Genomic DNA, 21,210 nt, shown 5'->3' with positions numbered 1-21,210 from the left:
AGTGGAATCGTTGTGGAAGGGGTTGAGCGGCATGGATGCCGCGAGAGCCGCGATGGGCCAAGGATGGCCCTTCGCGGCGGGCCCCTGGAGCGACGATGGAGCGAAACGCAGTAACAGCCGAAGGCTGGTCACGAACCCCGGCGCAGCCGGGGCCGTATGCAGGGGCAAGCGTTTTTGCTTACTTTTTCCGCGTTTGAAAAAAGTGAGTCGCCCAGGAGGGCGAAACCAGAAGCCCAGGCCGGCACGTTAATCAGCTAGCAATCGAAGCTTATGCCAGCGCCCGGCATTCAAGCCGCGCGCAAAAAAAACGGGAGCCGCCCTGCCTGAGACGGCCCCCGTGCAAACGTGTGTTCAGGAATACAGCGATGGCGTCGGCGGCACGCCGCTGAGCAGCCAGTGGCCGACATCGCGCACCTTGTGATCGAGCGGGTCGTGCAGGCTGTGCACCCGCACGTTGCGCCAGAACCGGTCGAAGCCGTAGCGCGAGGCCGTGGCGCGGGCGCCCATGGCCTCGAACACCTGGCTGGTGATCTCCAGCGCCGCGCGGGCCGCCGCGACCCGTGCCTCGGCGATCAGCAGTGCCACCTCGCCACGCTCGGCGGCACCCAGTGCCGGTTTTTCCCAGGCCTGCTGCAGGCGCTCGGCGGCGTGTTCCGCGAGCAGCAGGGCGCCGCGGTAGAGCAGCCAGAGTTCGCCGTAACGCTTCTGGATCAATGGGTCCTCGCTGGCCGTGGCCACTCCGGATCCGGGCCAGGCGCGGGCCTGCTCGCGGGTGTAGCGCAGCGCGCCATCCAGCGCGGCCTGGGTGTTGCCCAGGTAGAGCTGGGTGAGGATCAGCTGCGACACGCAGACCCGCAGGCTGCTGCGCGGGCTCTGGCCGCCGGAGATCAGCAGCTCGTCGCGGTCGACGAAGACATTCTCGAACTGCACCGTGCCGCTGTCGGTCTGGCGCTGGCCGAAGGCGTCCCAGTCGTCGTTGATCGCCAGGCCCTCGCGCTGCGCCGGCAGGGTCAGGAACACCCGTTCCGTGGCGCTCTTGCCGCGCGGCGCGCTGACCAGCAGAGCATCGGCGCCGAGGGCGCCGGAACAGAACGACTTGCTGCCGTTGAGCTCGAAGTGTTCCTCGCGTGCCTGCAACTGCAGGCCCAGGTCGCGGCCGTTGCTGGCGTTGCCCCAGAACCAGCGCTCCTGCACGCTGCGGCTCAGCCAGTGGCGCTGCTGCTCGGCGCTGCCGTGCAGGAGGATGGTGGCTACCTGCAGGTGATTGAAGGCGAACAGGTGGGCCAGCGAGCTGTCCGCCGCCGCCAGATGACGGACGATGCGGTAGATATCCGGCCAGCTCTTGCCCTGGCCGTCGTAGCGCTGCGGAATGGCCAGGCTGAGCAGGCCGCTGTCGCGGATCAGCTCGCGCTCGGCGCGCGCATGGCCGCCGCGCTTGTCGCGTTCGATGGCACTGTCGGCGAGCTTGCGCGCCAGGCGCTCGACCTTGCTGGTCAGGGTGCCGAAGTCGACGGGGAACAGCCGCGCATCCAGCAGCGGCTCGGCCTGCGGGTGCAGGTGGCGGGCTTCACTGGCCATGCTTCGCCTCCGGTTGCCAGATCGCTACCTGGCTGGCATCCACCGCCTTGGGCAGCAGGCCTTCGGCGAAGAAGGCGTCGGCGATCTTCTGCTGCTCGCCGAGGTTGGCGGCCTGCACCGCGCGCACCTGGTAGCTGCGCCGTTGGTTGGCCTGCTCGACGATGGCTGGGTCGAGGTTGCCCCACAGCGGGCCGAGCACCTTGGCCGCCGCGGCTGGATTGGCACGCAGCCAGTCACCGGTCTTCACCAGCTCGTTGAACACCACCTGCAGCACCTGCGGATGGGCCTTGGCGAAGGCATTGCTGGTCAGGTAGTAGCGCTGGTAGCTGGCCAACTGCTGACCATCGGCCAGGGTGCGGGTCGGCAGCTGGCGCTGGGCGCTGCTGAGGAAGGGTTCCCAGGTCACCCAGGCATCCACCTTGCCGTTCTCGAAGGCGGCGCGGCCATCGGCCGGGGTCAGGTAGGCCGGCTGGATATCGCTGAACTGCAGCCCGGCCTTGGCCAGGGCGGCGAGCAGCAGGTAGTGGCTGCCGGCAGCTTTGGTCACTGCCACCTGCTTGCCTTTCAGCTCGCTCAGGCTGTGCAGCGGTGAGTCGTTGCGCACGATGATCGCCTGGGCGCCAGGCGAGGGCGCTTCCTGGGCGAAGTAGGTGAGCTGGGCGCCGGCGGCCTGGGCGAACACCGGCACGGTGTCGGCGACATCGGCGGACAGATCGATATTGCCGACATTCAGTGCCTCCAGCAGCGGCTGGCCACTGGCGAACTCGTGCCAGCTGATACGGATGTCCTGGCCGGCCAGGGCCTGTTCCAGGGTGCCCTGGCTCTTCAGCAGGCTGATCAGGGTGGAGGATTTCTGGTAGCCGATGCGCAGCTGGGTTTCGGCCTGGACCGGCAGGGCGGCGAGCAGACCGAGGCTCAAGCCGAGGCCGAGCAGGGCGCGGCGGGTAAACAAATAAGGGGACATGGCAGACCTCTGCAAGGGGCACTCCGGCCATTGCGAGGCGGCGGAGCACAGGAAACTTCGGGGGAAGAGGAAGTCCGGTGATCCGGTTGAGACAAGCTAGTCGATCTAAAAAGCGCTTCACAAATACTTTTCAGGAATTAGCTTATGGGTTTGTTGCTACTGTTCTTATATTCTTTTTAGTTACATAAAAGTGAAAAATAATTCTTTTTAGGGATTAAAAAAATCCCCTAGATTGCACCCCAAGCCGACAGCGGACCACCGCACCGAGCCCGATCAAAGGGGCTCTCCTTCCTTACGCAGCACGGCACGCAGAATGCCGGCTCGAGCCCCAGCCCATACGAGACCAAGAACGCATCTGGAGCATCGAGCATGAACAAGTCATCCCTGGCCCTGGCCGTCGCCCTCGGCGCCATCGCCCAGCAGGCCGGCGCCGCCGGTTTCATCGAAGACAGCAAGGCGACCATCGGCCTGCGCAATTTCTACATCAACCAGGACACCCGCAACGAAGCGGCCAACACCCAGGAAGAATGGGGTCAGGGTTTCCAGTTCAACTACATCTCCGGCTTCACCGAAGGCACCGTCGGTGTCGGCGTCGATGCCATCGGTCTGCTCGGCATCAAGCTGGACTCCGGCAAGGGGCGTCACTACAACCCGAGCAGCGACAAGTACTCCGGGACCGTGTTCCCCACCGACAACGATGGTCGCGCGGTGGATGACTTCAGCAGCCTCGGCCTGACCGGCAAGGTCCGCCTGTCGAAGACCGAAGGCCGCATCGGCACCCTGCAGCCGAAGCTGCCGGTGGTGACCTTCAACGACGGCCGCCTGCTGCCGCAGACCTTCGAGGGCGGGCAGATCACCTCCAATGAAATCGACAACCTGACCCTGATCGGCGGCCAACTGGAGCATGCCAAGGGGCGCAGTTCGAGCAGCAGCGAAGGCCTGTCGATTGGTGGCGCCAACAACGCCAAGACTGGCCAGTTCAGCAACAAGTTCTACTACGCCGGTGGCGACTACAAGATCAGCAAGAACCTGCTGGCGCAGTACTACTACGGCGAGCTGAACGAGTTCTACCAGCAGCACTTTCTCGGCCTGACCCACAACCTGGCCATCGGCCCGGGCGCGCTGAAGTCCGACCTGCGCTATTTCAACAGCAGCTCCGATGGCAAGAACGGCAGCGCTGCCGGGCGTGCTGATGGCTACAAGAGCAGCGGTTACTGGGAGAGCGGCGACAGCGACAAAGGTGAAGTCGACAACAACACCTGGAGTGCGCTGTTCACCTACACCCTCGGTGGCCATGCGCTGAGCGCCGGCTATCAGGAAGTCGCCGGCGACAGCAACTTCCCCTATCTGAACCAGGGCGATGGCGCCACCGCCTACCTGATCACCGACCGCCAGATCGGCAAGTTCCTCAGTGCCGGCGAGCGCACCTGGCTGGCCGAGTACGGCTATGACTTCAGCAAGGTCGGCGTACCGGGCCTGAAAGCCACCGTCACCTACCTGTCCGGCGACAACATCGACTCGGCCGACGGCGACAAGCAGGAATGGGAACGCGACTTCCGTCTCGACTACACCCTGCAGGAGGGCGCCCTCAAGGGCCTCGGCGTGTCCTGGCGCAACGCCAGCCTGCGCGGCAACGCGGCGGCTGACCAGGACGAGAACCGCCTGATCCTCAGCTACAGCCTGCCGATCCTCTGATTCACCCAGGGCGCCGGCGAACCCCGCCGGCGCCACCTCCTGACCAGCCCGCCATCGGGCCGGAAGGCATCTGCCCAAGAGCCAAGGAGAACCCCATGAAACAATTCACATTGCGTCACGGCCTGACCGCCCTGCTGGCCGCCCTGGCATCCGCCGGCGTGCAGGCCGAAACACCCCAGGAAGTCCGCCTGGACTACGCCTACTACGCCCCCACCAGCCTGGTGCTGAAGGAACAGGGCATTCTCGAAAAACAGCTCGCCGCCGACGGCATCCGCGTCAAGTGGGTGTTCAGCCAGGGCAGCAACCGCTCCCTCGAATACCTCAACGGCGGCAGCATCGACTTCGCCTCCACCGCCGGCCTGGCCGCCGTGCTCAGCCGGGCCAACGGCAGCCCGGTGAAGACCGTGTACATCGCCAGCCGTCCGGAATGGACCGCCCTGGCGGTGCCGAAGGACTCGCCGATCAAGAGCCTGGCCGACCTCAAGGGCAAGAAGATCGCCGCCACCAAGGGCACCGACCCCTACCTGTTCCTCCTGCGCAGCCTGCAAACGGCCGGGCTGGACAAGGACGACGTGGAAATCGTCCACCTGCAGCATCCGGATGGCCGCGTGGCCCTGGAGCGTGGTGATGTCGACGCCTGGTCCGGCCTCGATCCGCATCTGGCCGCCAGTCAGCTACAGGCCGGTTCGCGCCTGCTCTACCGCAATGTCGACTTCAACAGCTACGGCGTGCTCAACGTCAGCGACAGCTTCCTCAAGGAGCAGCCCAAGCTGATCGAGAAAGTCATCGGCGCCTACGAGAAGGCCCGCCACTGGGCCGTCAGCCATCCGCAGGAGACCGCCGAGCTGCTCGCCCGTGAAGCCAAGCTGCCGCTGGAAGTGGCCAAGCTGCAGCTGTCGCGTACCGACTTCAGCAACCCGCAGCCGGGTGCCGAGCACATTGCCGCGCTGAAAGCCGCCGCGCCGATCCTGGTCGAGGAGCAACTGGTGCGTCCGGGTACCGACGTGGCCGCTACCGTCGAGCAACTGATCAGCCCGCAACTGGCGGCCAGTGTCATCGGCCAGCCCGTGGCCAAGGCGGAGTAACGGCCATGCCCGCGTCCAGCCTGCTCGCCCTGCGCGGTGCCGTGCGCCTGCCGCGCTGGCGTCGCCCCACTCTGGCGGGCTGGCGTGGCCTGGTGCTGCCGCTGCTGCTGGTCGGCCTGCTGGAGGCGCTGGTGCGCCTGGGTTGGGTACCGGCGCACCAGTTGCCGGCGCCCAGCCAGATCGGCGCAACGCTCTACTGGCTGGCGGCCAGCGGCGAGCTGTGGGGGCATGTCGGCGTCAGCCTGGCGCGGGTGGCCGCGGGTTTTGCCTGCGGTGCCGGCCTGGCTGTGCTGATCGGTGCCTGGGTCGGCCTCAGCCGCCGCGCCGAGGCCTACTTGGAACCTAGCTTCCAGGCCTTGCGGGCGATTCCCAGCCTGGCCTGGGTGCCGTTGCTGCTGCTCTGGCTGGGCATCGACGAGACACCGAAGATCGTGCTGATCGCCCTCGGCGCCTTCTTCCCGGTGTACCTGGCGCTGCTCGCCGGCATTCGCGGGGTCGATCGCAAACTGGTGGAAGTCGGCCGGCTGCATGGCTTGTCGGCCTTCGCCCTGACCCGGCGCATCCTCCTGCCGGCGGCATTGCCCAACCTGTTCACCGGCCTGCGTGGGGCTCTCAGCCTGAGCTGGATGTTCCTCGTCGCCGCCGAACTGATCGCTGCCACCCAGGGCCTCGGCTACCTGCTCAGCGACGGTCGCGAAACGTCGCGGCCGGACCTGGTGCTCGCCGCCATCGTCCTGCTCGCGCTGCTCGGCAAGCTCAGCGATGGCCTGCTGAAAAACCTGGAAAGCCGCGCCCTGCATTGGCGCGACAGCTACAGCGGTGGGGAGGCCTGAGATGAGCGCATTGCTGCAACTGCAGGGCATCCGCAAGGCCTTCGCCGGCGTGCAGGTGCTCGATGAAGTCAGCCTGGCCCTGGCCCCCGGCGAGATCGTCAGCCTGCTCGGCCCCAGTGGTTGCGGCAAGAGCACCTTGCTGCGCATCGCCGCCGGGCTCGATCGCGACTTTTCCGGCAGCCTGGAGCTCAACCCGCTGCTCGGCTTCGGCCGGGGCAGCGGTATTGGCGTGGTGTTCCAGGAGCCGCGCCTGTTGCCCTGGTTGACGGTGGCCGAGAACATCGGCTTTGCCGCCGGCCGCGCCGCCGACACCGCGTGGGTCAGCCAGCTGTTGCAGGATGTCGGCCTGGCCGGGCATGCCGAGAAACTGCCCAAGCAGCTCTCCGGCGGCATGGCCCAGCGCGTGGCCATCGCCCGCGGCCTGTTCGGCCGGCCACAGGTGCTGCTGCTCGATGAGCCCTTTAGCGCGGTGGATGCCTTCACCCGCATGAAACTGCAGGACCTGGTGGTCGCCCTCGCCGAGCATTACGGCATCGCCCTGCTGCTGGTCACCCATGATCTGGACGAGGCGTTCTACCTCAGCGACCGGGTGCTGATCCTCGGTGGTACACCTAGCCGCCTGCAGCTTGAACTGAATGTACCGCTGGCCCGCCCGCGCGACCGCCGCGCGGTGGAACTGGCCTACCTGCGTGGCGAGGCGCTGACCGCGCTGTACCAGGCCCACGCCCTGTAAGCGAACCTCAAGGTGGAAGCATGTTTGCGGGCCGCATGGCCCGGTTTTTTTGCCAGCGGCCAACGCCCCGCCCGTGGCAGCGGCTTCGGCCGCGAAGGGCGCGGCGCGCATAAAAAAGCCCGCAGTCACGCGGGCAACAGGGTCACGCGGGGGCGCCGCCCCGGGGCGGCGTGCAGTTAGGCCTTGGCCTCGAACATCACGTACACCTTGCGGCACGGCTCCAGCACTTCCCAGGTGCCGCTGAGGCCGGCCGGGATCACGAAGCGGTCGCCGGCGCGCACGGTCTTGGCATTGCCGGCCGCATCGCGGATCACCGAGACGCCCTGGAGGATCTCGCAGTACTCGTGCTCGGTGTAGTTGATCGTCCAGTGGCCGACGGCGCCTTCCCAGATGCCTGCATGGAACTGGCCGCACGGGCTGCCGTAATGGTTGCGTACACTCTGCTCGGGGTCGCCCTTGAGGATTTTCTCGGGTGCCGGGCGGTAGTGCTCGGGCGCGGTGCCGGCGGTGGCGAAGTCGACGATCTGCTCGATATGCATGGGCCTGTCCAGGTCTGGGTGGGCGGAAACGTCCCGGAGTCTATGTTTGATAAAACGAACATTGCAAGGCGTTTGGCGGCCTTCTGTCAAAAATATTGAAAAGGTCACGGCCTCTGGTTTAGTGTTACGGGCACGATGGCAGGCAAGCGGCCTGGCAGAATAATTGACAGTGCGTGTTGTCGATTTGCGACACGCTTTCACCGAGGACTCCCGCATGACTACCCTGACCCGTGCCGACTGGGAACAGCGCGCCAAGAACCTGAAGATCGAGGGCCGCGCCCTGATCCACGGCGAACTCTGCGAAGCCGTTTCCGCCGCCACCTTCGAATGCGTGAGCCCGGTGGACGGGCGCCTGCTCTGCCTGGTGGCCAGCTGCGATGCGCCGGATGCCGAACGGGCCGTGGCCGATGCCCGCGCCACCTTCGAGTCCGGCGTGTGGTCGCGGCTCAAGCCGGTCGAGCGCAAGAAGATCATGGTGCGCTTCGCCGACCTGCTGGATGCCCACGCCGAAGAACTGGCCCTGCTGGAAACCCTCGACATGGGCAAGCCGATCGGCTTCGCCCTGAGCGTCGACGTGGCCGGTGCCTCGCGCGCCATCCGCTGGAGCGGCGAGGCGATCGACAAGATCTACGACGAAGTGGCCGCCACCCCGCACGACGAGCTGGGCCTGGTCACCCGCGAGCCGGTCGGCGTGGTCGCCGCCATCGTGCCGTGGAACTTCCCGATGATCATGACCGCCTGGAAGCTCGGCCCGGCCCTGGCCACCGGCAACTCGGTGATCGTCAAGCCGTCGGAAAAATCGCCGCTGACCGCCATCCGCATGGCCCAGCTGGCCCTCGAGGCCGGCATCCCGGCCGGCGTGCTCAACGTCCTGCCGGGCTACGGGCATACCGTGGGCAAGGCCCTGGCCCTGCACATGGACGTCGACACCCTGGTGTTCACCGGCTCGACCAAGATCGCCAAGCAGCTGATGATCTACGCCGGCGAGTCGAACATGAAGCGCGTCTGGCTGGAGGCGGGCGGCAAGAGCGCCAACATCGTCTTCGAGGACGCGCCCAGCCTGAAGGATGCCGCCGAGGCTGCGGCCATGGCCATCTGCTTCAACCAGGGCGAGATGTGCACCGCCGGTTCGCGCCTGCTGGTGCAGCGCTCGATCAAGGACCAGTTCATGCCCATGGTGGTCGAGGCCATGCAGGCCTGGAAGGTCGGCCACTCGCTGGACCCGGAAACCCAGGTCGGCGCGCTGGTCGACCAGGGCCACCTGAACAGCGTGCTGTCGTACATCGAGGCCGGCCATGCCGACCAGGCCAAGCTGCTCTGCGGCGGCCGCCAGACCCTCAGCGAAACCGGCGGGGTGTACGTCGAGCCGACCATCTTCGACGACGCGCACAATGACATGCGCATCGCCAAGGAAGAGATCTTCGGCCCGGTGCTGACGGTGATCCCGTTCGACACCACCGAAGAAGCCATCGCCATCGCCAACGACAGCATCTACGGTCTGGCCGCGGCGATCTGGACCAGCAACCTGTCCAAGGCGCACATGACCGCCAAGGCGCTGCGCGTCGGCAGCATGTGGGTCAACCAGTACGACGGCGGCGACATGACCGCGCCGTTCGGTGGCTACAAGCAGTCCGGCAACGGCCGTGACAAGTCGCTGCATGCCTTCGACAAGTACACCGAGCTGAAAGCCACCTGGATCAAGCTGTAAGTACGCTGGACGATCTCCTGGTCGTCGGCCATACGGCGTTGCGTCCTCGCTTTTAATGCTCACGTACAGCAGTACGCTGCGCTTAAAAGCTGCGGGGCGCCTGGCCTGGCCTTAGTCCCGAAGCTCTGGATGGGCGGTGAACCCGGTCGAGGTAAGACCGGGTAGCGTTTTGATGAAGGTCCGCTCTTCTTGAGAGGAGCCGGCTCTGGCGAGCCACACCTGCGGCCGGGTTTCCTAGGAAACCCGGCCGTTTGCTTTTTTGCGGCCAGACAATGGAAAGGACATGGCTATGCGTTGGGGTACCTATTTCGCCGTCTGCTCGGCGGTGATCATCGTCGGCCTGGCCCTGGGCGTGACCCTGCCGCTGGTCTCGCTGCGCCTGGAGAGCTGGGGCTACGGGCCGTTCGCCATCGGCGTGATGGCGGGCATGCCGGCCATCGGCGTGCTGCTCGGCGCGCGCCTGACCGGGCGCCTGGCCGGCTGGCTGGGCACGCCGCGCACCCTGCGCCTGTGCCTGCTGGCCAGCGCCGTGTCGGTCGGCCTGCTGGCGCTGTTGCCCAGCTACCCGCTGTGGCTGCTGCTACGCCTGCTGATCGGCATTTCCCTGACCGTGGTGTTCGTTCTCGGCGAGAGCTGGATCAACCAGCTGGTCGAGGAGCGTCTGCGCGGGCGCCTGGTGGCCCTGTATGGCACCGGCTTCGCCCTCAGCCAGCTGTGCGGGCCGCTGTTGCTGACCCTGATCGGCAGCGACGGTGATCTGGGCTTCTGGCTGTCCGCCGGGCTGCTGGTGGCCGGTTGCAGCGTGCTGTTCGGCCACGGCGGCGCGCCCAGGGTGGACGCCCACAGCGCCGCCGGGCGCGGCTTGCTCGGGTTCTGCCGGCAGCTGCCGGCGATTGCCTGGGCGGTGGTGCTGTTCGCCGCCTTCGAGGCCATGGTGCTGACCCTGCTGCCGGTGTACCTGCTGCGCGAAGGCTTCGCCCAGGACAGCGCCCTGCTGATGGCCAGCGTGGTGGTGGTCGGCGATGCCCTGCTGCAGCTGCCCATCGGCCTGCTCGCCGACCGGGTGCCGCGCGGCCTGCTGTTCCGCATCTGCGGGGTGGTGTTGCTGCTGTCCAGCCTGGCGATTCCGCCACTGCTGCACACGCCGCTGATCTGGCCGCTGCTGGTGCTGTTCGGCGCCTCGGCCGGCGGCCTGTACACCCTGTCGCTGATCCTGGTCGGGCAGTTCTACCGCGATGATGCGCTGGTCCGCGCCAATGCCCACATCGCCCTGCTCTGGGGCGTCGGCTGCCTGCTCGGACCGCTGTCCACCGGCGCCGCCAGCCAGTGGCTGAGCGGCCATGCGCTGCCGCTGCTGATGGCCGCCGGGGCCGCGCTGTTCGTCTGGCTGGCCTGGCGCCGCGCGGCCTTTCTCGCCCCGCAGGCACTGGCCGGCGACTAGCCGCGGGCCGGTTGCGCCGCAGTCGTCCCGGCTGCCGCCGTAGGGTGCGCCGTGCGCACCGTGGCTCCGCAGTGGGCCTTGGTGCGCATGGCCCCACGGGCTGTTGGCTCAGAACCTGTTTACGATCTTCTGAATTAGAGCCAGACAAGGCAAAAACGGCCGAGGAAGCGCAGTTTACGAACTGTAAATGAGCATTCCGAGGCCGTTTTTAACGCCGTATGGCCGCGAGTCAGGAGATCGTAAACAGGTTCTCAGAGCAGGCCGACCGCTTCCTTCAGTCGGTGCCAGGCCATGCCCAGCGCCAGCAGCGGCGAGCGCAGGTGCTTGCCGCCGGGGAAGGTCAGGTGCGGCACCTGGTTGAACAGCTCGAAGCCGCCGCCCTGCTGGCCGGAAATGGCTTCGGCGAGCAGCTGGCCGGCCAGGTGGGTGGCATTCACGCCGTGGCCGGCATAGGCCTGGGCGTAGAACACGTTGGCCTGGTCCTTGAGCCGGCCGATCTGCGGCAGGCGGTTGGCGCCGATGCCGATCATGCCGCCCCACTGGTAGTCGATCTTCACGCCTGTCAGGTGCGGGAACACCTGCAGCATCTTCGGCCGCATGTAGGCGGCGATATCCGCCGGGTCGCGGCCCGAATAGTGGCAGGCGCCGCCGAACAGCAGGCGGTGGTCGGCGGACAGGCGGAAGTAATCCACCGTCACCCGCTGGTCGCACAGCGCCATGTTCTGCGGGATCAGGTTGCGCGCCTGGGCCGGCGACAGCGGTTCGGTGGCGATCACATAGCTGCCGGCCGGCAGCACCTTGCCGCCGAGCTTGCCATTCAGGCCGTTGAGGTAGGCGTTGCAGGCCAGCACCAGGGTCTTGGCGCGCACCCGGCCGCCGGCGGTATGCACCGTTACCTGCGGGCCGTAGTCGATGCGGCTGACCGCCGAGTGTTCGAACAGCCTGACGCCGAGCGAGGCGGCGGCCGCGGCCTCGCCCAGGGCCAGGTTGAGCGGGTGCAGGTGGCCGGAGCCCATGTCGATCATGCCGCCGGCGTAGCGGTCGGAGCCGACCACCTGGTGCATCTGCTCCGCTTGCAGCAGGCGCAGTTCGTGGCGGTAGCCGAGGCTTTCCAGCTCGGCCTTGTCCTCGGCGAAGCCGTCCAGGTGCGCCGGCTTGTTGGCCAGGTCGCAGTAGCCCCAGGTCAGGTCGCAGTCGATGTTGAACTGCTCGACCCGGCGGCGGACGATTTCCACCGCTTCCAGGCCCATCAGTTTCAGACGGCGCACGCCCTCCTGGCCGATCACCGGGGCGAACTGCTCGACGCCGTGACCGACGCCGCGGATCAGCTGGCCGCCGTTGCGCCCGCTGGCGCCCCAGCCGATCAGGTGGGCTTCCAGCAGCACCACCGAGAAGCCCTTCTGGGCCAGCTCGATGGCGGTGTTCAGCCCGGAGAAGCCGCCGCCGACAATGCACACATCGGCCAGCTCCTCACCCGCCAATGGCGGGTAGGCCAGCTGCCGGTTGGCAGTGGCGGCGTAGTAGGAGGCGGCGTGCTGGTCACTGTGCACGGGTTGTTGCAGCGGCTGGCGAACGCGGGCGTTCATGTGTGAAATCCTGACTGAGGTGTTGTTAAAATTTTACGCAGGATAAGCGCGGACTTTACCCATAGCCAAGGGCGCGCCGGGAAAAACAGTTTTTCCCGCTGGACGTTCGTCGCCGGGCGGGCCGTGAGCGCGTTGCGCGGGTAAGATTAGCGGCTACTTTGCCGAGCGCCGTCCATGAGTTGCACCAACCGCAAGATCGATCACCTGCGTCGGCAGATCCCCGGCTTCGCCTGCGTGCCCGGTTGCCACGACTGCTGTGGCCCGGTCACCGCCTCCTCCGAGGAGCTGGCGCGCCTGCCGGTGAAGAGCGACGCCGAACACGACGCGGCGCTGGCCGAGTTCAACTGCGTGCACCTCGGCCCGCAGGGCTGCACGGTGTACGACCAGCGCCCGCTGATCTGCCGCCTGTTCGGCACCACGCCGAACCTGCCGTGCCCGCGCGGCCAGGGGCCGGAAACGCCGATCGAGGCGCAGGTCGAGCGGCGGATCCATCAACTGATCGCCAGCACCCGCCAGCGCCTGGTGTAGCTGCGGAGGCTGCCGCGGCCGGTGTAGGGTGCGCTGTGCGCACCAGGGTCGTCGCGTGAAGTCATGGTGCGCGCGGCGCACCCTACGCGAAGGTCGCAGGTCGCGTCACTCCGGCACCGGCAGGCTCAGGCTCTCCTTCACCTCTTCCATGACGATGTACGACTTCGATTCGCGCACATGCGGCAGCTTGAGCAGGATGTCGCCGAGCAGCTTGCGGTAGCTGGCCATCTCGTTGATCCGCGCCTTCACCAGGTAGTCGAAGTCGCCGCTGACCAGGTGGCACTCCAGCACGTGCGGCAGCTTGAGCACGGCGCGGCGGAATTCCTCGAAGGTGTCGCCGGACTTGTAGTCCAGGCTGATCTCGACGAACACCAGCAGGCTGGCCTTGAGCTGCTGCGGGTTGAGCCGCGCGTGGTAGCCCATGATGATCCCTTCGCGCTCCAGGCGACGCACACGCTCGGTGCAGGGCGTGGTCGACAGGCCGACCCGCTCGCCCAGTTCGGTGAAACTGATGCGCCCGTCCTCCTGCAGGATGCGCAGGATGTTGCGGTCGATCTTGTCCAGCTCGCGCCGGCTCTGGTGTTGGGTTCTCATGGGGGATATCTCTGTGAAAGCCGCTAAGGTTCCAGTATTCGTCGACAAATATAGCGATGAACCCAGCGGAAAACACTGGCCAGGCGAAACGCCTTGATCTTGCCGGGGGCGCCCGCCACCCTGAGTGGCAATGGATGCCGTCGAGGTTTTGCGCCATGCCGTCGCGCCACAAGGGAAGCCGCCTGCTGGGCAGGCTGCTGCTGGCACTGCTGTTGCTGGCGGCGTTGCTGTGGCTGGCCTGGCGCTGGCTGTTGGCGGCCCAGGGCATCAGCCAGCTGGACTGGCAGGGCCTGCAGCTGTCGGGCGCGGGGCTGCAGGTGGACAGCCTGCAGCTGGTGCGCGACGGCGCCGATGGCAGCCGCCTGCACCTGAGCGCCAGTGCACTGCAACTGGCCTGGCCGCAACGGGCGCAGCAGCGCCTGTATCTGCCCGCGCTGCGCAGCCAGGCGCTGCAACTGAGCTGGCAGGCGGGGCAGGGCGAGGGCAAGGCAGACAGTGATCCGCAGGCGCTGCTCGACAGCCTGGCCTGGCTGCCGCGGCAACTGGCGGTCGACCAGCTGAGCCTGGAATTGCCCTGCGCGGCGGGGCGCTGCGCGTTGCTCGGCAGCCTGCAACTGCAGCATGCCGGCGAACTGCAACAGCCGGCCGAGTTGCGCCTGCAGCTGCAGACGGGGCCGCGCAGCCTCGAGCTGCAGGCGCACTTGGTGCAGCGCGATGGCCAGTGGCAGGTGCTGGCTGATGCCCAGCTCGACCGCCAACCCCTGTTCAAACTGCGCAGCGAACTGCGCGAGGAGGCCGCCGTCAGCCACTGGCAAGGCGAGCTGGAGCTGGTGCAACTGGCCGATAGCCGCGGCCTGTTCGTCTGGCTGCAGCAATGGCAGACCCCCGACCAGCGCCTGCTCGATACCCAAGCGTCCCTGCGCCTGCAGGCCAGCTGGCAGCTGGCGCTGGCTCCCGGTTCGAGCCTGCTGGATGGGCAGCGCCTGCGCGGCGGCAGCGGTACCTTCAGCGCCGCGCTGCAGCTGCACAGCCCGCTGCTGCAGTACCAGGATCTGCGTGCAGAAGGCCTGGCGCTCGATCTCACGCTGGCCGGGACGCTAGCCGAACGGCAGCTGCAGATCGGCCTGCAGCCCTCGTCCAGCCTGCAGGCCGGGCGCGTGCAGTTCGCCGACTCGATTCAGGTGCAGCAGCTGCAGGCCAGGCTGGCCGGATTGGCCCTGCAACTGGGCGCCAACCCGAGCCTGCAGGGCCGGCTGCAACTGAGCGTGAGCAGGCTGGAACAGGCCGAGCTGCTGCCGCAGGCCTGGCAGTTCAGCGGCCAGCTGCAGGCCGATGCCGGCCAGCAGCGCCTGCAGGGCGCCTTGAGCAATGCTGCGGGGCTCAACCTGGACGTCGCCGCCGCGCGCGATGCCCAGGGCGCGCTGCAGCTGTCCGCCACACTGGCCGAGCTGTTTTTCCGCGCCGGCAATCCGCTGAGCCAGACCCTGCGCGCCTGGCCGGCGCTGTTGCAGCTGGGAAGCGGCCGCCTGCTCGGCCAGGCCAGCCTGCAGTTGCCGCTCGGCGCGCCGCTGCTGCTGGATCTGGCCCTGCAGTTCCAGGGCCTCGCCGGGGTCTATGACCGCAGCGAGCTAAGCGGCCTGGATGGCCAGCTGAACCTGCGGCTGCAGGGCGAGCAGCTGACAGTGGAGCTGCCGCAGCTGAGCCTGCAGCAGCTCAATCCCGGCCTGCCGATCGGCCCGTTGCAGCTGCAGGGGCGCTATGTCGCCCGTCTGGGCCAGCCGCTGCAGGGCCTGCTGTCCTGGCAGACGGCGCAGGCCGCGCTGCTCCAAGGCCAGGCCTGGCTGCCCGCCGGGCAGCTGGACCTGGCCCAGCCCAGCCAGCGCCTGCACGTGCAGTTCAAGGACGTGCAACTGGAGGAGATTTTCCGGGTCTACCCTGCAGAAGGGCTGGCCGGGCGCGGCAGTCTGCGCGGCGAGTTGCCGCTGCTGCTGGATGCCGCCGGCCTGCGCATCGAGCAGGGCCGGCTGGCCGCCCAGGCGCCCGGTTACCTGCAGTTCCGCTCGGAAAAGATCAGTGCCCTGGGCCGCAGCAATCCCGGCATGCAGCTGGTGGTGGAGGCGCTCGACGACTTCCACTTCGACCTGCTCGACAGTGCGGTCAGCTATGCTGCCGACGGCAAGTTGCAGCTGGCCCTGCGCCTGCAGGGGCGCAACCCGGCAGTGGAGAAGGGCCGGCCGATCAACCTTAACGTCAATCTGGAAGAGGACATTCCGGCCTTGCTGACCAGCCTGCAGCTCACCGACCGGGTGAGCGAAACCATCCGCCAGCGCGTGCAGCAACGCCTGCGGCAACGCACTGATCCGCAGAAGGAGAACTGACCATGCGCCTGCGCGCCCTGCTGGTCGTCCCGCTGCTCGCCGGCCTGATTGGCGCCTGCACCCCCACGGTGCAGCTGGCCATGCCCGACGAGCCGATCAACATCAACCTCAACGTGAAGATCGAGCACGAGATCTACATCAAGGTCGACAAGGCCCTGGACTCCATCATCAACGAAGACAGCGGCCTGTTCTGAGCCCCCGCAAGGAGCCCTTCATGAAACTACAACGCACCCTGGCCTGCGGCCTGCTGGCCCTGAGCCTCAGCCTGCCGGCCCTGGCGATGAACCTCAACGAGGCGATGGCGGCCCTCGGCCCGGCCAAGAACAGCGGCCAACTGGGCGAGCAGCCCGACGGTTACCTCGGCGTGGTCAGCCCCGGCGGTTCGGCCGCCGAGATCGCCAGGCTGATCAACCAGGCGCGCCAGGCCGAATACCAGCGCCTGGCCAAGGACAACGGCCTGCAGCTCGGCGATGTGGAGGCCCTGGCCGGGCAGAAGGCGCTGGAGAAGACCCCGTCCGGGCAGTACATCCAGCTCAACGGCAAGTGGCTGCGCAAATAGCGGGGGCCGAGGTTTGCTCTGCTTCTGTTAAATATTCCGCTGCAAGAGTTTTACCTGTCTATTTACTGTTTGAGCCCTTTATCCTGCTGCATGGCTCTCCATAAAAGGCTTATTTGCCGGAAATTATCGCCAAATAAGCCATGTTAAACAGTGAATAACACTGCTGCTGTCTTCCTATACTGCGCCTAATCGTGCTCAGTAAAACAAACGCCAGCGAAAGCTCGCGACGAGGGAGACAATCATGCGTGTTCTGGTTCTTGGCAGCGGTGTGATCGGTACCGCCAGTGCCTACTACCTGGCCCGTGCCGGTTTCGAGGTGGTGGTGGTCGACCGCCAGAACGGCCCGGCCCTGGAAACCAGCTTCGCCAACGCCGGCCAGGTCTCCCCCGGCTATGCCTCGCCCTGGGCCGCCCCGGGCGTGCCGCTGAAGGCCATCAAGTGGCTGCTGCAGAAGCATGCGCCGCTGGCGATCAAGGCCACCGCCGACATCGACCAGTACCTGTGGATGGCGCAGATGCTGCGCAACTGCACCGCCGCGCGCTACGCGGTGAACAAGGAGCGCATGGTGCGCCTGTCCGAGTACAGCCGCGACTGCCTCGACGAGCTGCGCGCCGAGACCGGCATCGCCTACGAAGGTCGCCAGCTGGGCACCACCCAGCTGTTCCGCACCCAGGCCCAGGTCGACAACGCGGCCAAGGACATCGCCGTGCTGGAAGCCTCCGGCGTGCCCTACGAACTGCTCGACCGCGACGGCATCGCCCGCGTCGAACCGGCCCTGGCCGGGGTCAAGCACAAGCTGGCCGGTGCCCTGCGCCTGCCCAACGACCAGACCGGCGACTGCCAGATGTTCACCGCCAAACTGGCCGAGATGGCCAAGGCGCTGGGCGTGGAGTTCCGCTTCGGCTGCAACATCGAGCGCCTGGACCATGCCGGCGACCGCATCAATGGCGTGTGGGTCGACGGCAAGCTGGAAACCGCCGACCGCTACGTGCTGGCGCTGGGCAGCTACAGCCCGCAGCTGCTCAAGCCGCTGGGCATCCGCGCGCCGGTCTACCCGCTCAAGGGTTACTCGCTGACCGTGCCGATCACCAACCCGGCGATGGCCCCGGCGTCGACCATCCTCGACGAGACCTACAAGGTCGCCATCACCCGTTTCGACCAGCGCATCCGCGTCGGCGGCATGGCCGAGATCGCCGGTTTCGACCTGCACCTCAACCCGAAGCGCCGCGCGACCCTGGAAATGATCACCGCCGACCTCTACCCGCAGGGCGGCGACCTGAGCCAGGCGGAGTTCTGGACCGGCCTGCGCCCGGCGACCCCGGACGGCACCCCGATCGTCGGTGCCACCGCCTACCGCAACCTGTTTCTCAACACCGGACACGGTACCCTTGGCTGGACCATGGCCTGCGGCTCCGGTCGCTACCTCGCCGACCTGATGGCGCAGAAGCGCCCGCAGATCAGCAGCGAAGGCCTGGATATTTCCCGCTACGGCAAGACCAAGGAGAGCACCAAGCATGTCCATCCAGCGCCTGCACACTGAAAAGCGCTACAGCGAAATCGTCATCCACAACGGCACCGTGTACCTGGCGGGCCAGCTGGCTGACGACTACGACGGCGACATCCGCGAGCAGACCCGCCAGACCCTGGCCAACATCGACCGCCTGCTGGCCGAGGCCGGCAGCGACAAGGCGAAGATCCTCTCGGTGACCATCTACCTCAAGGACATGGCCGACTATGCCGGCCTGAATCTGGAGTGGGACGCCTGGGTCGCCGCCGGTGCCGCGCCCGGCCGTGCCTGCGTCGAGGCCAAGCTGTACGACCCGCGCGTGCGGGTCGAGATGATGGTGGTCGCCGCGCAAGCCTGAACATCCCGTTGGCCCGGCGTCCCCCCGCCGGGCTTTTTTTATCCTGAAGAAGCTCGAACCATGCGTCCCGCCCGTGCCCTGATCGACCTCAATGCCCTGCGCCACAACTACCAACTGGCCCGCGAAGTCAGCGGCGCGAAAGCCCTGGCGGTGGTCAAGGCCGACGCCTACGGCCATGGCGCCGTGCCCTGCGCCCAGGCCCTGGCGGCCGAGGTCGACGGTTTCGCCGTGGCCTGCATCGAGGAAGCCCTGGAGCTGCGCGAAGCGGGTATCACCCAGCCGATCCTGCTGCTGGAGGGCTTCTTCGAAGCCGCCGAGCTGGCGCTGATCGAGCAGCATGAGCTGTGGTGCGTGGTGCATTCGAGCTGGCAGCTGGAGGCCATCGAGCGCACGCCGCTGCGGCGGCCGCTGACCGTCTGGCTGAAGCTGGACTCGGGCATGCACCGCGTCGGCCTGCACCCGGCCGAGTACCGCGATGCGCACCAGCGCCTGCTGGCCAGCGGCAAGGTGAAGAAGGTCGTGCTGATGAGCCACTTCGCCCGCGCCGACGAGCTGGACTGCCCGCGCAGTGCCGAGCAGCTGGCGCTGTTCCACGAGGCGCGCAACGGCCTGCAGGCCGAGGTCAGCCTGCGCAACTCGCCGGCCATCCTCGGTTGGCCCTCTATCCCTAGTGATTGGGTGCGCCCCGGCATCATGCTGTATGGCGCCACCCCGTTCGAGCAGCCGCAGGAACTGGCCGCGCGCCTGCAGCCGGTGATGACCCTGGAGTCGCAGATCATCAGCGTGCGCGAACTGCCGGCCGGCGAGCCGGTGGGCTATGGCGCGCGCTTCATCAGCGAACGGCCGACCCGCGTCGGCGTGGTCGCCATGGGCTATGCCGACGGTTATCCGCGGCATGCGCCGACCGGCACCCCGGTGCTGGTCGATGGCCAGCCGACCCGCCTGATCGGCCGGGTGTCCATGGACATGCTCACCGTCGACCTCACCGATTTGCCCCAGGCCGGGCTCGGCAGCCGGGTCGAACTGTGGGGGCGCAACGTGCTGGCCAGCGACGTGGCCCAGGCCGCGGGCAGCATTCCCTACCAGCTGTTCTGCAACCTGAAACGGGTGCCGAGGCTCTATTCCGGGGGCTAGTTGCCGGCGCGAGAAGGATTTGCAAACACCCTGTTGTAAATACTGAACACTGTTGCCATGATACGGCCAACTTTCCGTATCTGCTCCTCAAGGAGGACTCCAGCATTGGACGTCGGTGTTCGACTGCAATCCATTCGCAAACTCAAAGGCCTTTCCCAGCGTGAACTCGCCAAGCGGGCGGGGGTCACCAACAGCACCATTTCGATGATCGAGAAAAACAGCGTGAGCCCCTCGATCAGCTCGTTGAAAAAGGTGCTCGGCGGCATTCCCATGTCGCTGGTGGAATTCTTCTCCCTCGACATGGAGCAGGATAACCAGACCCAGGTGGTCTACCGGGCCGACGAACTCACCGACCTTTCCAGCGGCGCCGTGACCATGAAGCTGATCGGCAAGGCGCATCCCAGCCGGGCCATTACCTTCCTCGACGAAACCTATCCGCCGGCGGCCGATACCGGCGACGAGATGCTCACCCATGACGGTGAAGAGGCCGGCATGCTGGTGGAAGGGCGTCTGGAACTGACCGTGGGCGCCGACGTGTTCGTCCTCGAGCCAGGCGACAGCTACTACTTCGAGAGCAGCAAACCGCACCGCTTCCGCAATCCGTTCGACCAGCCGGCGCGGTTGATCAGCGCCACCACGCCGGCCAACTTCTAAGGTGCGGCTGGCGCAAGTGGACTTTCGGCCCGGGCCCAAAGTCCAATATCCCTGCGACAACTTGGGTTGTTCCGGCCGGCAGGCCTAACCGTTATACTGCGCCCGCTCGCGAAACCGTGGCCGCGAGCGTGACTAGCCACAATGAGGGTGTACCGTGAACCTGATCAAGAAGATGCTGGTGGCACAAGCTGCCGTATTGGCCCTGTGGGCTGTGAGCGCTCAGGCTGCGACCAACGACGAGATCGCCGAGCGCATCAAGCCGGTGGGTGAAGTCTGCGTGCAAGGCCAAGAGTGCAAAGGCGTAGGCGCTGTCGCAGCGGCTACCGGTGGCGGCGCCAAGTCCGCTGACGACGTGATCGCTGCCCATTGCGGCGCCTGCCACACCGCCGGCGTGCTGGGTGCGCCGAAAGTTGGCGACGGCGCCGCGTGGAAGACCCGTGCCGACGCCAAGGGCGGTGTCGACGGCCTGCTGAAGTCGGCCATCGCCGGCATCAACGCCATGCCGCCGAAAGGCACCTGCGCCACCTGCTCGGATGACGAGCTGAAGAGCGCCATCAAGAAGATGTCCGGCCTGTAACAGCCCCGACATCGCCGAAAAAACCGCCCACCGGGCGGTTTTTTTATGTCTGCGATTTGTCGCTTGGGGCAGGAGGTGGGGGGGCCGACGGGCAGTCCTGCTCAGTCGAGAAAGCGGACTTCACCGCCCTGCAGCGAGGCGATGCGCGCCAGCGACTCGACCCGGTAACCCTGCTCGTCCAGCTCGGCGCGGCCGCGCTGGAAGGACTTCTCGATGACCACGCCGATGCCGGCGATGCTCGCCCCGGCCTGGCCGATCAGGTCGATCAGGGCGCGGGCGGCGTGGCCGTTGGCGAGGAAGTCGTCGATCAGCAGCACGTGGTCGTCGGCGCCCAGGTGCTTGGCGGAGATGGCCAGGGTGCTCTCGGTCTGCTTGGTGAAGGAGAATACCGTGGAGGTGTAGAGGTGGTCCCTGAGCGTCAGCGACTGGTACTTGCGGGCGAAGATCACCGGCACGCCCAGCTCCAGGCCGGCCATCACCGCCGGGGCGATGCCGGAGGCCTCGATGGTGACGATCTTGCTGATACCCTGGCCGGCGAAGCGCTGGGCGAACTCGTGGCCGATCTGCTGCATCAGCCGCGGGTCGATCTGGTGGTTGAGGAAGGCATCGACCTTGAGCACCTGGTCGGACAGCACCGTGCCTTGTTCGCGAATCTTCTGTTTCAGTGCTTCCACGCAGCAGTCCTCGAATGGTCGGTTATTTTGTATGGCCTGCCATCCCTGGCGGCCACTCTGCGGGCCGTCGCTACGCGACGTTAAA

General features: G+C 66.8%; 21 protein-coding genes. 15 read left to right on the top strand and 6 right to left on the bottom strand.

The window, feature by feature from the left end:
• Positions 1–351: 351 nt before the first annotated feature.
• Both F3I62_RS00860 and F3I62_RS00855 read right to left on the bottom strand, forming a co-directional pair.
• Complete coding sequence (locus tag F3I62_RS00860; protein ID WP_160487806.1) at positions 352–1,578, bottom strand: acyl-CoA dehydrogenase family protein; 1,227 nt, start codon at positions 1,576–1,578, stop codon at positions 352–354.
• On the bottom strand, positions 1,568–2,542 hold the full coding sequence (locus F3I62_RS00855) for an aliphatic sulfonate ABC transporter substrate-binding protein (protein WP_160487805.1): 975 nt from the start codon (positions 2,540–2,542) through the stop codon (positions 1,568–1,570). Before F3I62_RS00855 ends, F3I62_RS00860 begins: the two co-directional genes overlap by 11 nt.
• A gap of 369 nt (positions 2,543–2,911) precedes the next feature.
• Here F3I62_RS00855 and F3I62_RS00850 point away from each other — a divergent pair, with 369 nt between their 5' ends.
• The 4 genes from F3I62_RS00850 (at position 2,912) to F3I62_RS00835 (ending at position 6,888) form a co-directional block, all read left to right on the top strand.
• Complete coding sequence (locus tag F3I62_RS00850) at positions 2,912–4,237, top strand: OprD family porin (RefSeq protein WP_160487804.1); 1,326 nt, start codon at positions 2,912–2,914, stop codon at positions 4,235–4,237.
• Between the two features lie 95 nt (positions 4,238–4,332).
• Positions 4,333–5,322 carry an aliphatic sulfonate ABC transporter substrate-binding protein gene (locus F3I62_RS00845; protein WP_160487803.1) on the top strand — a complete coding sequence of 330 codons (990 nt, stop codon included), beginning with the start codon at positions 4,333–4,335 and terminating at the stop codon, positions 5,320–5,322.
• Positions 5,323–5,327: 5 nt separating this feature from the next.
• On the top strand, positions 5,328–6,155 hold the full coding sequence (locus F3I62_RS00840; protein ID WP_160487802.1) for an ABC transporter permease: 828 nt from the start codon (positions 5,328–5,330) through the stop codon (positions 6,153–6,155).
• A 1-nt stretch (position 6,156) separates the two neighbouring features.
• A complete protein-coding gene (locus tag F3I62_RS00835; RefSeq protein WP_160487801.1) occupies positions 6,157–6,888 on the top strand; it encodes an ABC transporter ATP-binding protein in 732 nt (243 codons plus the stop codon).
• A gap of 176 nt (positions 6,889–7,064) precedes the next feature.
• Here the strand turns inward: F3I62_RS00835 and F3I62_RS00830 are convergent, their stop codons facing one another.
• The gene (locus F3I62_RS00830; protein ID WP_160487800.1) at positions 7,065–7,427 is read right to left on the bottom strand and encodes a cupin domain-containing protein; all 363 of its coding nucleotides are present in this window, start codon (positions 7,425–7,427) and stop codon (positions 7,065–7,067) included.
• Between the two features lie 214 nt (positions 7,428–7,641).
• Between F3I62_RS00830 and F3I62_RS00825 the strand changes: the two genes are divergently transcribed.
• Positions 7,642–9,135: an aldehyde dehydrogenase gene (locus F3I62_RS00825; protein ID WP_160487799.1), complete on the top strand. Its 1,494-nt coding sequence runs from the start codon at positions 7,642–7,644 to the stop codon at positions 9,133–9,135.
• Between the two features lie 289 nt (positions 9,136–9,424).
• Positions 9,425–10,576 (top strand): MFS transporter, encoded by a 1,152-nt coding sequence (locus F3I62_RS00820; protein WP_160488413.1) that lies wholly within the window; start codon positions 9,425–9,427, stop codon positions 10,574–10,576.
• 251 nt (positions 10,577–10,827) lie between these two features.
• Here F3I62_RS00820 and F3I62_RS00815 read toward each other — a convergent pair whose 3' ends face one another.
• On the bottom strand, positions 10,828–12,162 hold the full coding sequence (locus F3I62_RS00815) for an FAD-binding oxidoreductase (protein WP_160487798.1): 1,335 nt from the start codon (positions 12,160–12,162) through the stop codon (positions 10,828–10,830).
• 174 nt (positions 12,163–12,336) lie between these two features.
• On the opposite strand from F3I62_RS00815, the gene F3I62_RS00810 reads away from it, so the two are divergent.
• Positions 12,337–12,690 (top strand): YkgJ family cysteine cluster protein, encoded by a 354-nt coding sequence (locus tag F3I62_RS00810; RefSeq protein ID WP_160487797.1) that lies wholly within the window; start codon positions 12,337–12,339, stop codon positions 12,688–12,690.
• Positions 12,691–12,795: 105 nt separating this feature from the next.
• On the opposite strand, the gene dadR is transcribed toward F3I62_RS00810, so the two are convergent.
• Positions 12,796–13,284 carry a transcriptional regulator DadR gene (gene dadR, locus F3I62_RS00805; RefSeq protein WP_160487796.1) on the bottom strand — a complete coding sequence of 163 codons (489 nt, stop codon included), beginning with the start codon at positions 13,282–13,284 and terminating at the stop codon, positions 12,796–12,798.
• A 155-nt stretch (positions 13,285–13,439) separates the two neighbouring features.
• Between dadR and F3I62_RS00800 the strand changes: the two genes are divergently transcribed.
• The 8 genes from F3I62_RS00800 to F3I62_RS00765 all read left to right on the top strand — a co-directional run bounded on the left by F3I62_RS00800 (position 13,440) and on the right by F3I62_RS00765 (position 20,451).
• Positions 13,440–15,662, top strand: coding sequence for a YdbH domain-containing protein (locus tag F3I62_RS00800; RefSeq protein ID WP_160487795.1), 2,223 nt, complete (start codon positions 13,440–13,442; stop codon positions 15,660–15,662).
• Positions 15,663–15,664: 2 nt separating this feature from the next.
• On the top strand, positions 15,665–15,856 hold the full coding sequence (locus tag F3I62_RS00795; protein ID WP_160487794.1) for a YnbE family lipoprotein: 192 nt from the start codon (positions 15,665–15,667) through the stop codon (positions 15,854–15,856).
• Between the two features lie 20 nt (positions 15,857–15,876).
• Positions 15,877–16,221: a YdbL family protein gene (locus tag F3I62_RS00790; protein ID WP_160487793.1), complete on the top strand. Its 345-nt coding sequence runs from the start codon at positions 15,877–15,879 to the stop codon at positions 16,219–16,221.
• Between the two features lie 241 nt (positions 16,222–16,462).
• Positions 16,463–17,761, top strand: coding sequence for a D-amino acid dehydrogenase (gene dadA / locus F3I62_RS00785; RefSeq protein WP_160487792.1), 1,299 nt, complete (start codon positions 16,463–16,465; stop codon positions 17,759–17,761).
• Positions 17,736–18,086 (top strand): RidA family protein, encoded by a 351-nt coding sequence (locus tag F3I62_RS00780; RefSeq protein ID WP_160487791.1) that lies wholly within the window; start codon positions 17,736–17,738, stop codon positions 18,084–18,086. The genes dadA and F3I62_RS00780 overlap by 26 nt, the downstream gene beginning before the upstream one ends.
• 60 nt (positions 18,087–18,146) lie before the next feature.
• On the top strand, positions 18,147–19,220 hold the full coding sequence (gene alr, locus F3I62_RS00775; protein WP_160487790.1) for an alanine racemase: 1,074 nt from the start codon (positions 18,147–18,149) through the stop codon (positions 19,218–19,220).
• Between the two features lie 105 nt (positions 19,221–19,325).
• A complete protein-coding gene (locus F3I62_RS00770; protein ID WP_160487789.1) occupies positions 19,326–19,874 on the top strand; it encodes a cupin domain-containing protein in 549 nt (182 codons plus the stop codon).
• 154 nt (positions 19,875–20,028) lie between these two features.
• Positions 20,029–20,451 carry a c-type cytochrome gene (locus tag F3I62_RS00765; protein WP_160487788.1) on the top strand — a complete coding sequence of 141 codons (423 nt, stop codon included), beginning with the start codon at positions 20,029–20,031 and terminating at the stop codon, positions 20,449–20,451.
• 101 nt (positions 20,452–20,552) lie between these two features.
• On the opposite strand, the gene F3I62_RS00760 is transcribed toward F3I62_RS00765, so the two are convergent.
• Positions 20,553–21,125, bottom strand: a complete 573-nt coding sequence (locus tag F3I62_RS00760) for a xanthine phosphoribosyltransferase (protein WP_160487787.1) — start codon at positions 21,123–21,125, stop codon at positions 20,553–20,555.
• Positions 21,126–21,210: the final 85 nt, after the last annotated feature.

The organism is Pseudomonas sp. R-28-1W-6, from assembly GCF_009799925.1.
In the GTDB taxonomy this organism is placed as follows: Bacteria; Pseudomonadota; Gammaproteobacteria; order Pseudomonadales; family Pseudomonadaceae; genus Aquipseudomonas.
This window is presented reverse-complemented; position numbering and strand designations above follow the sequence as displayed.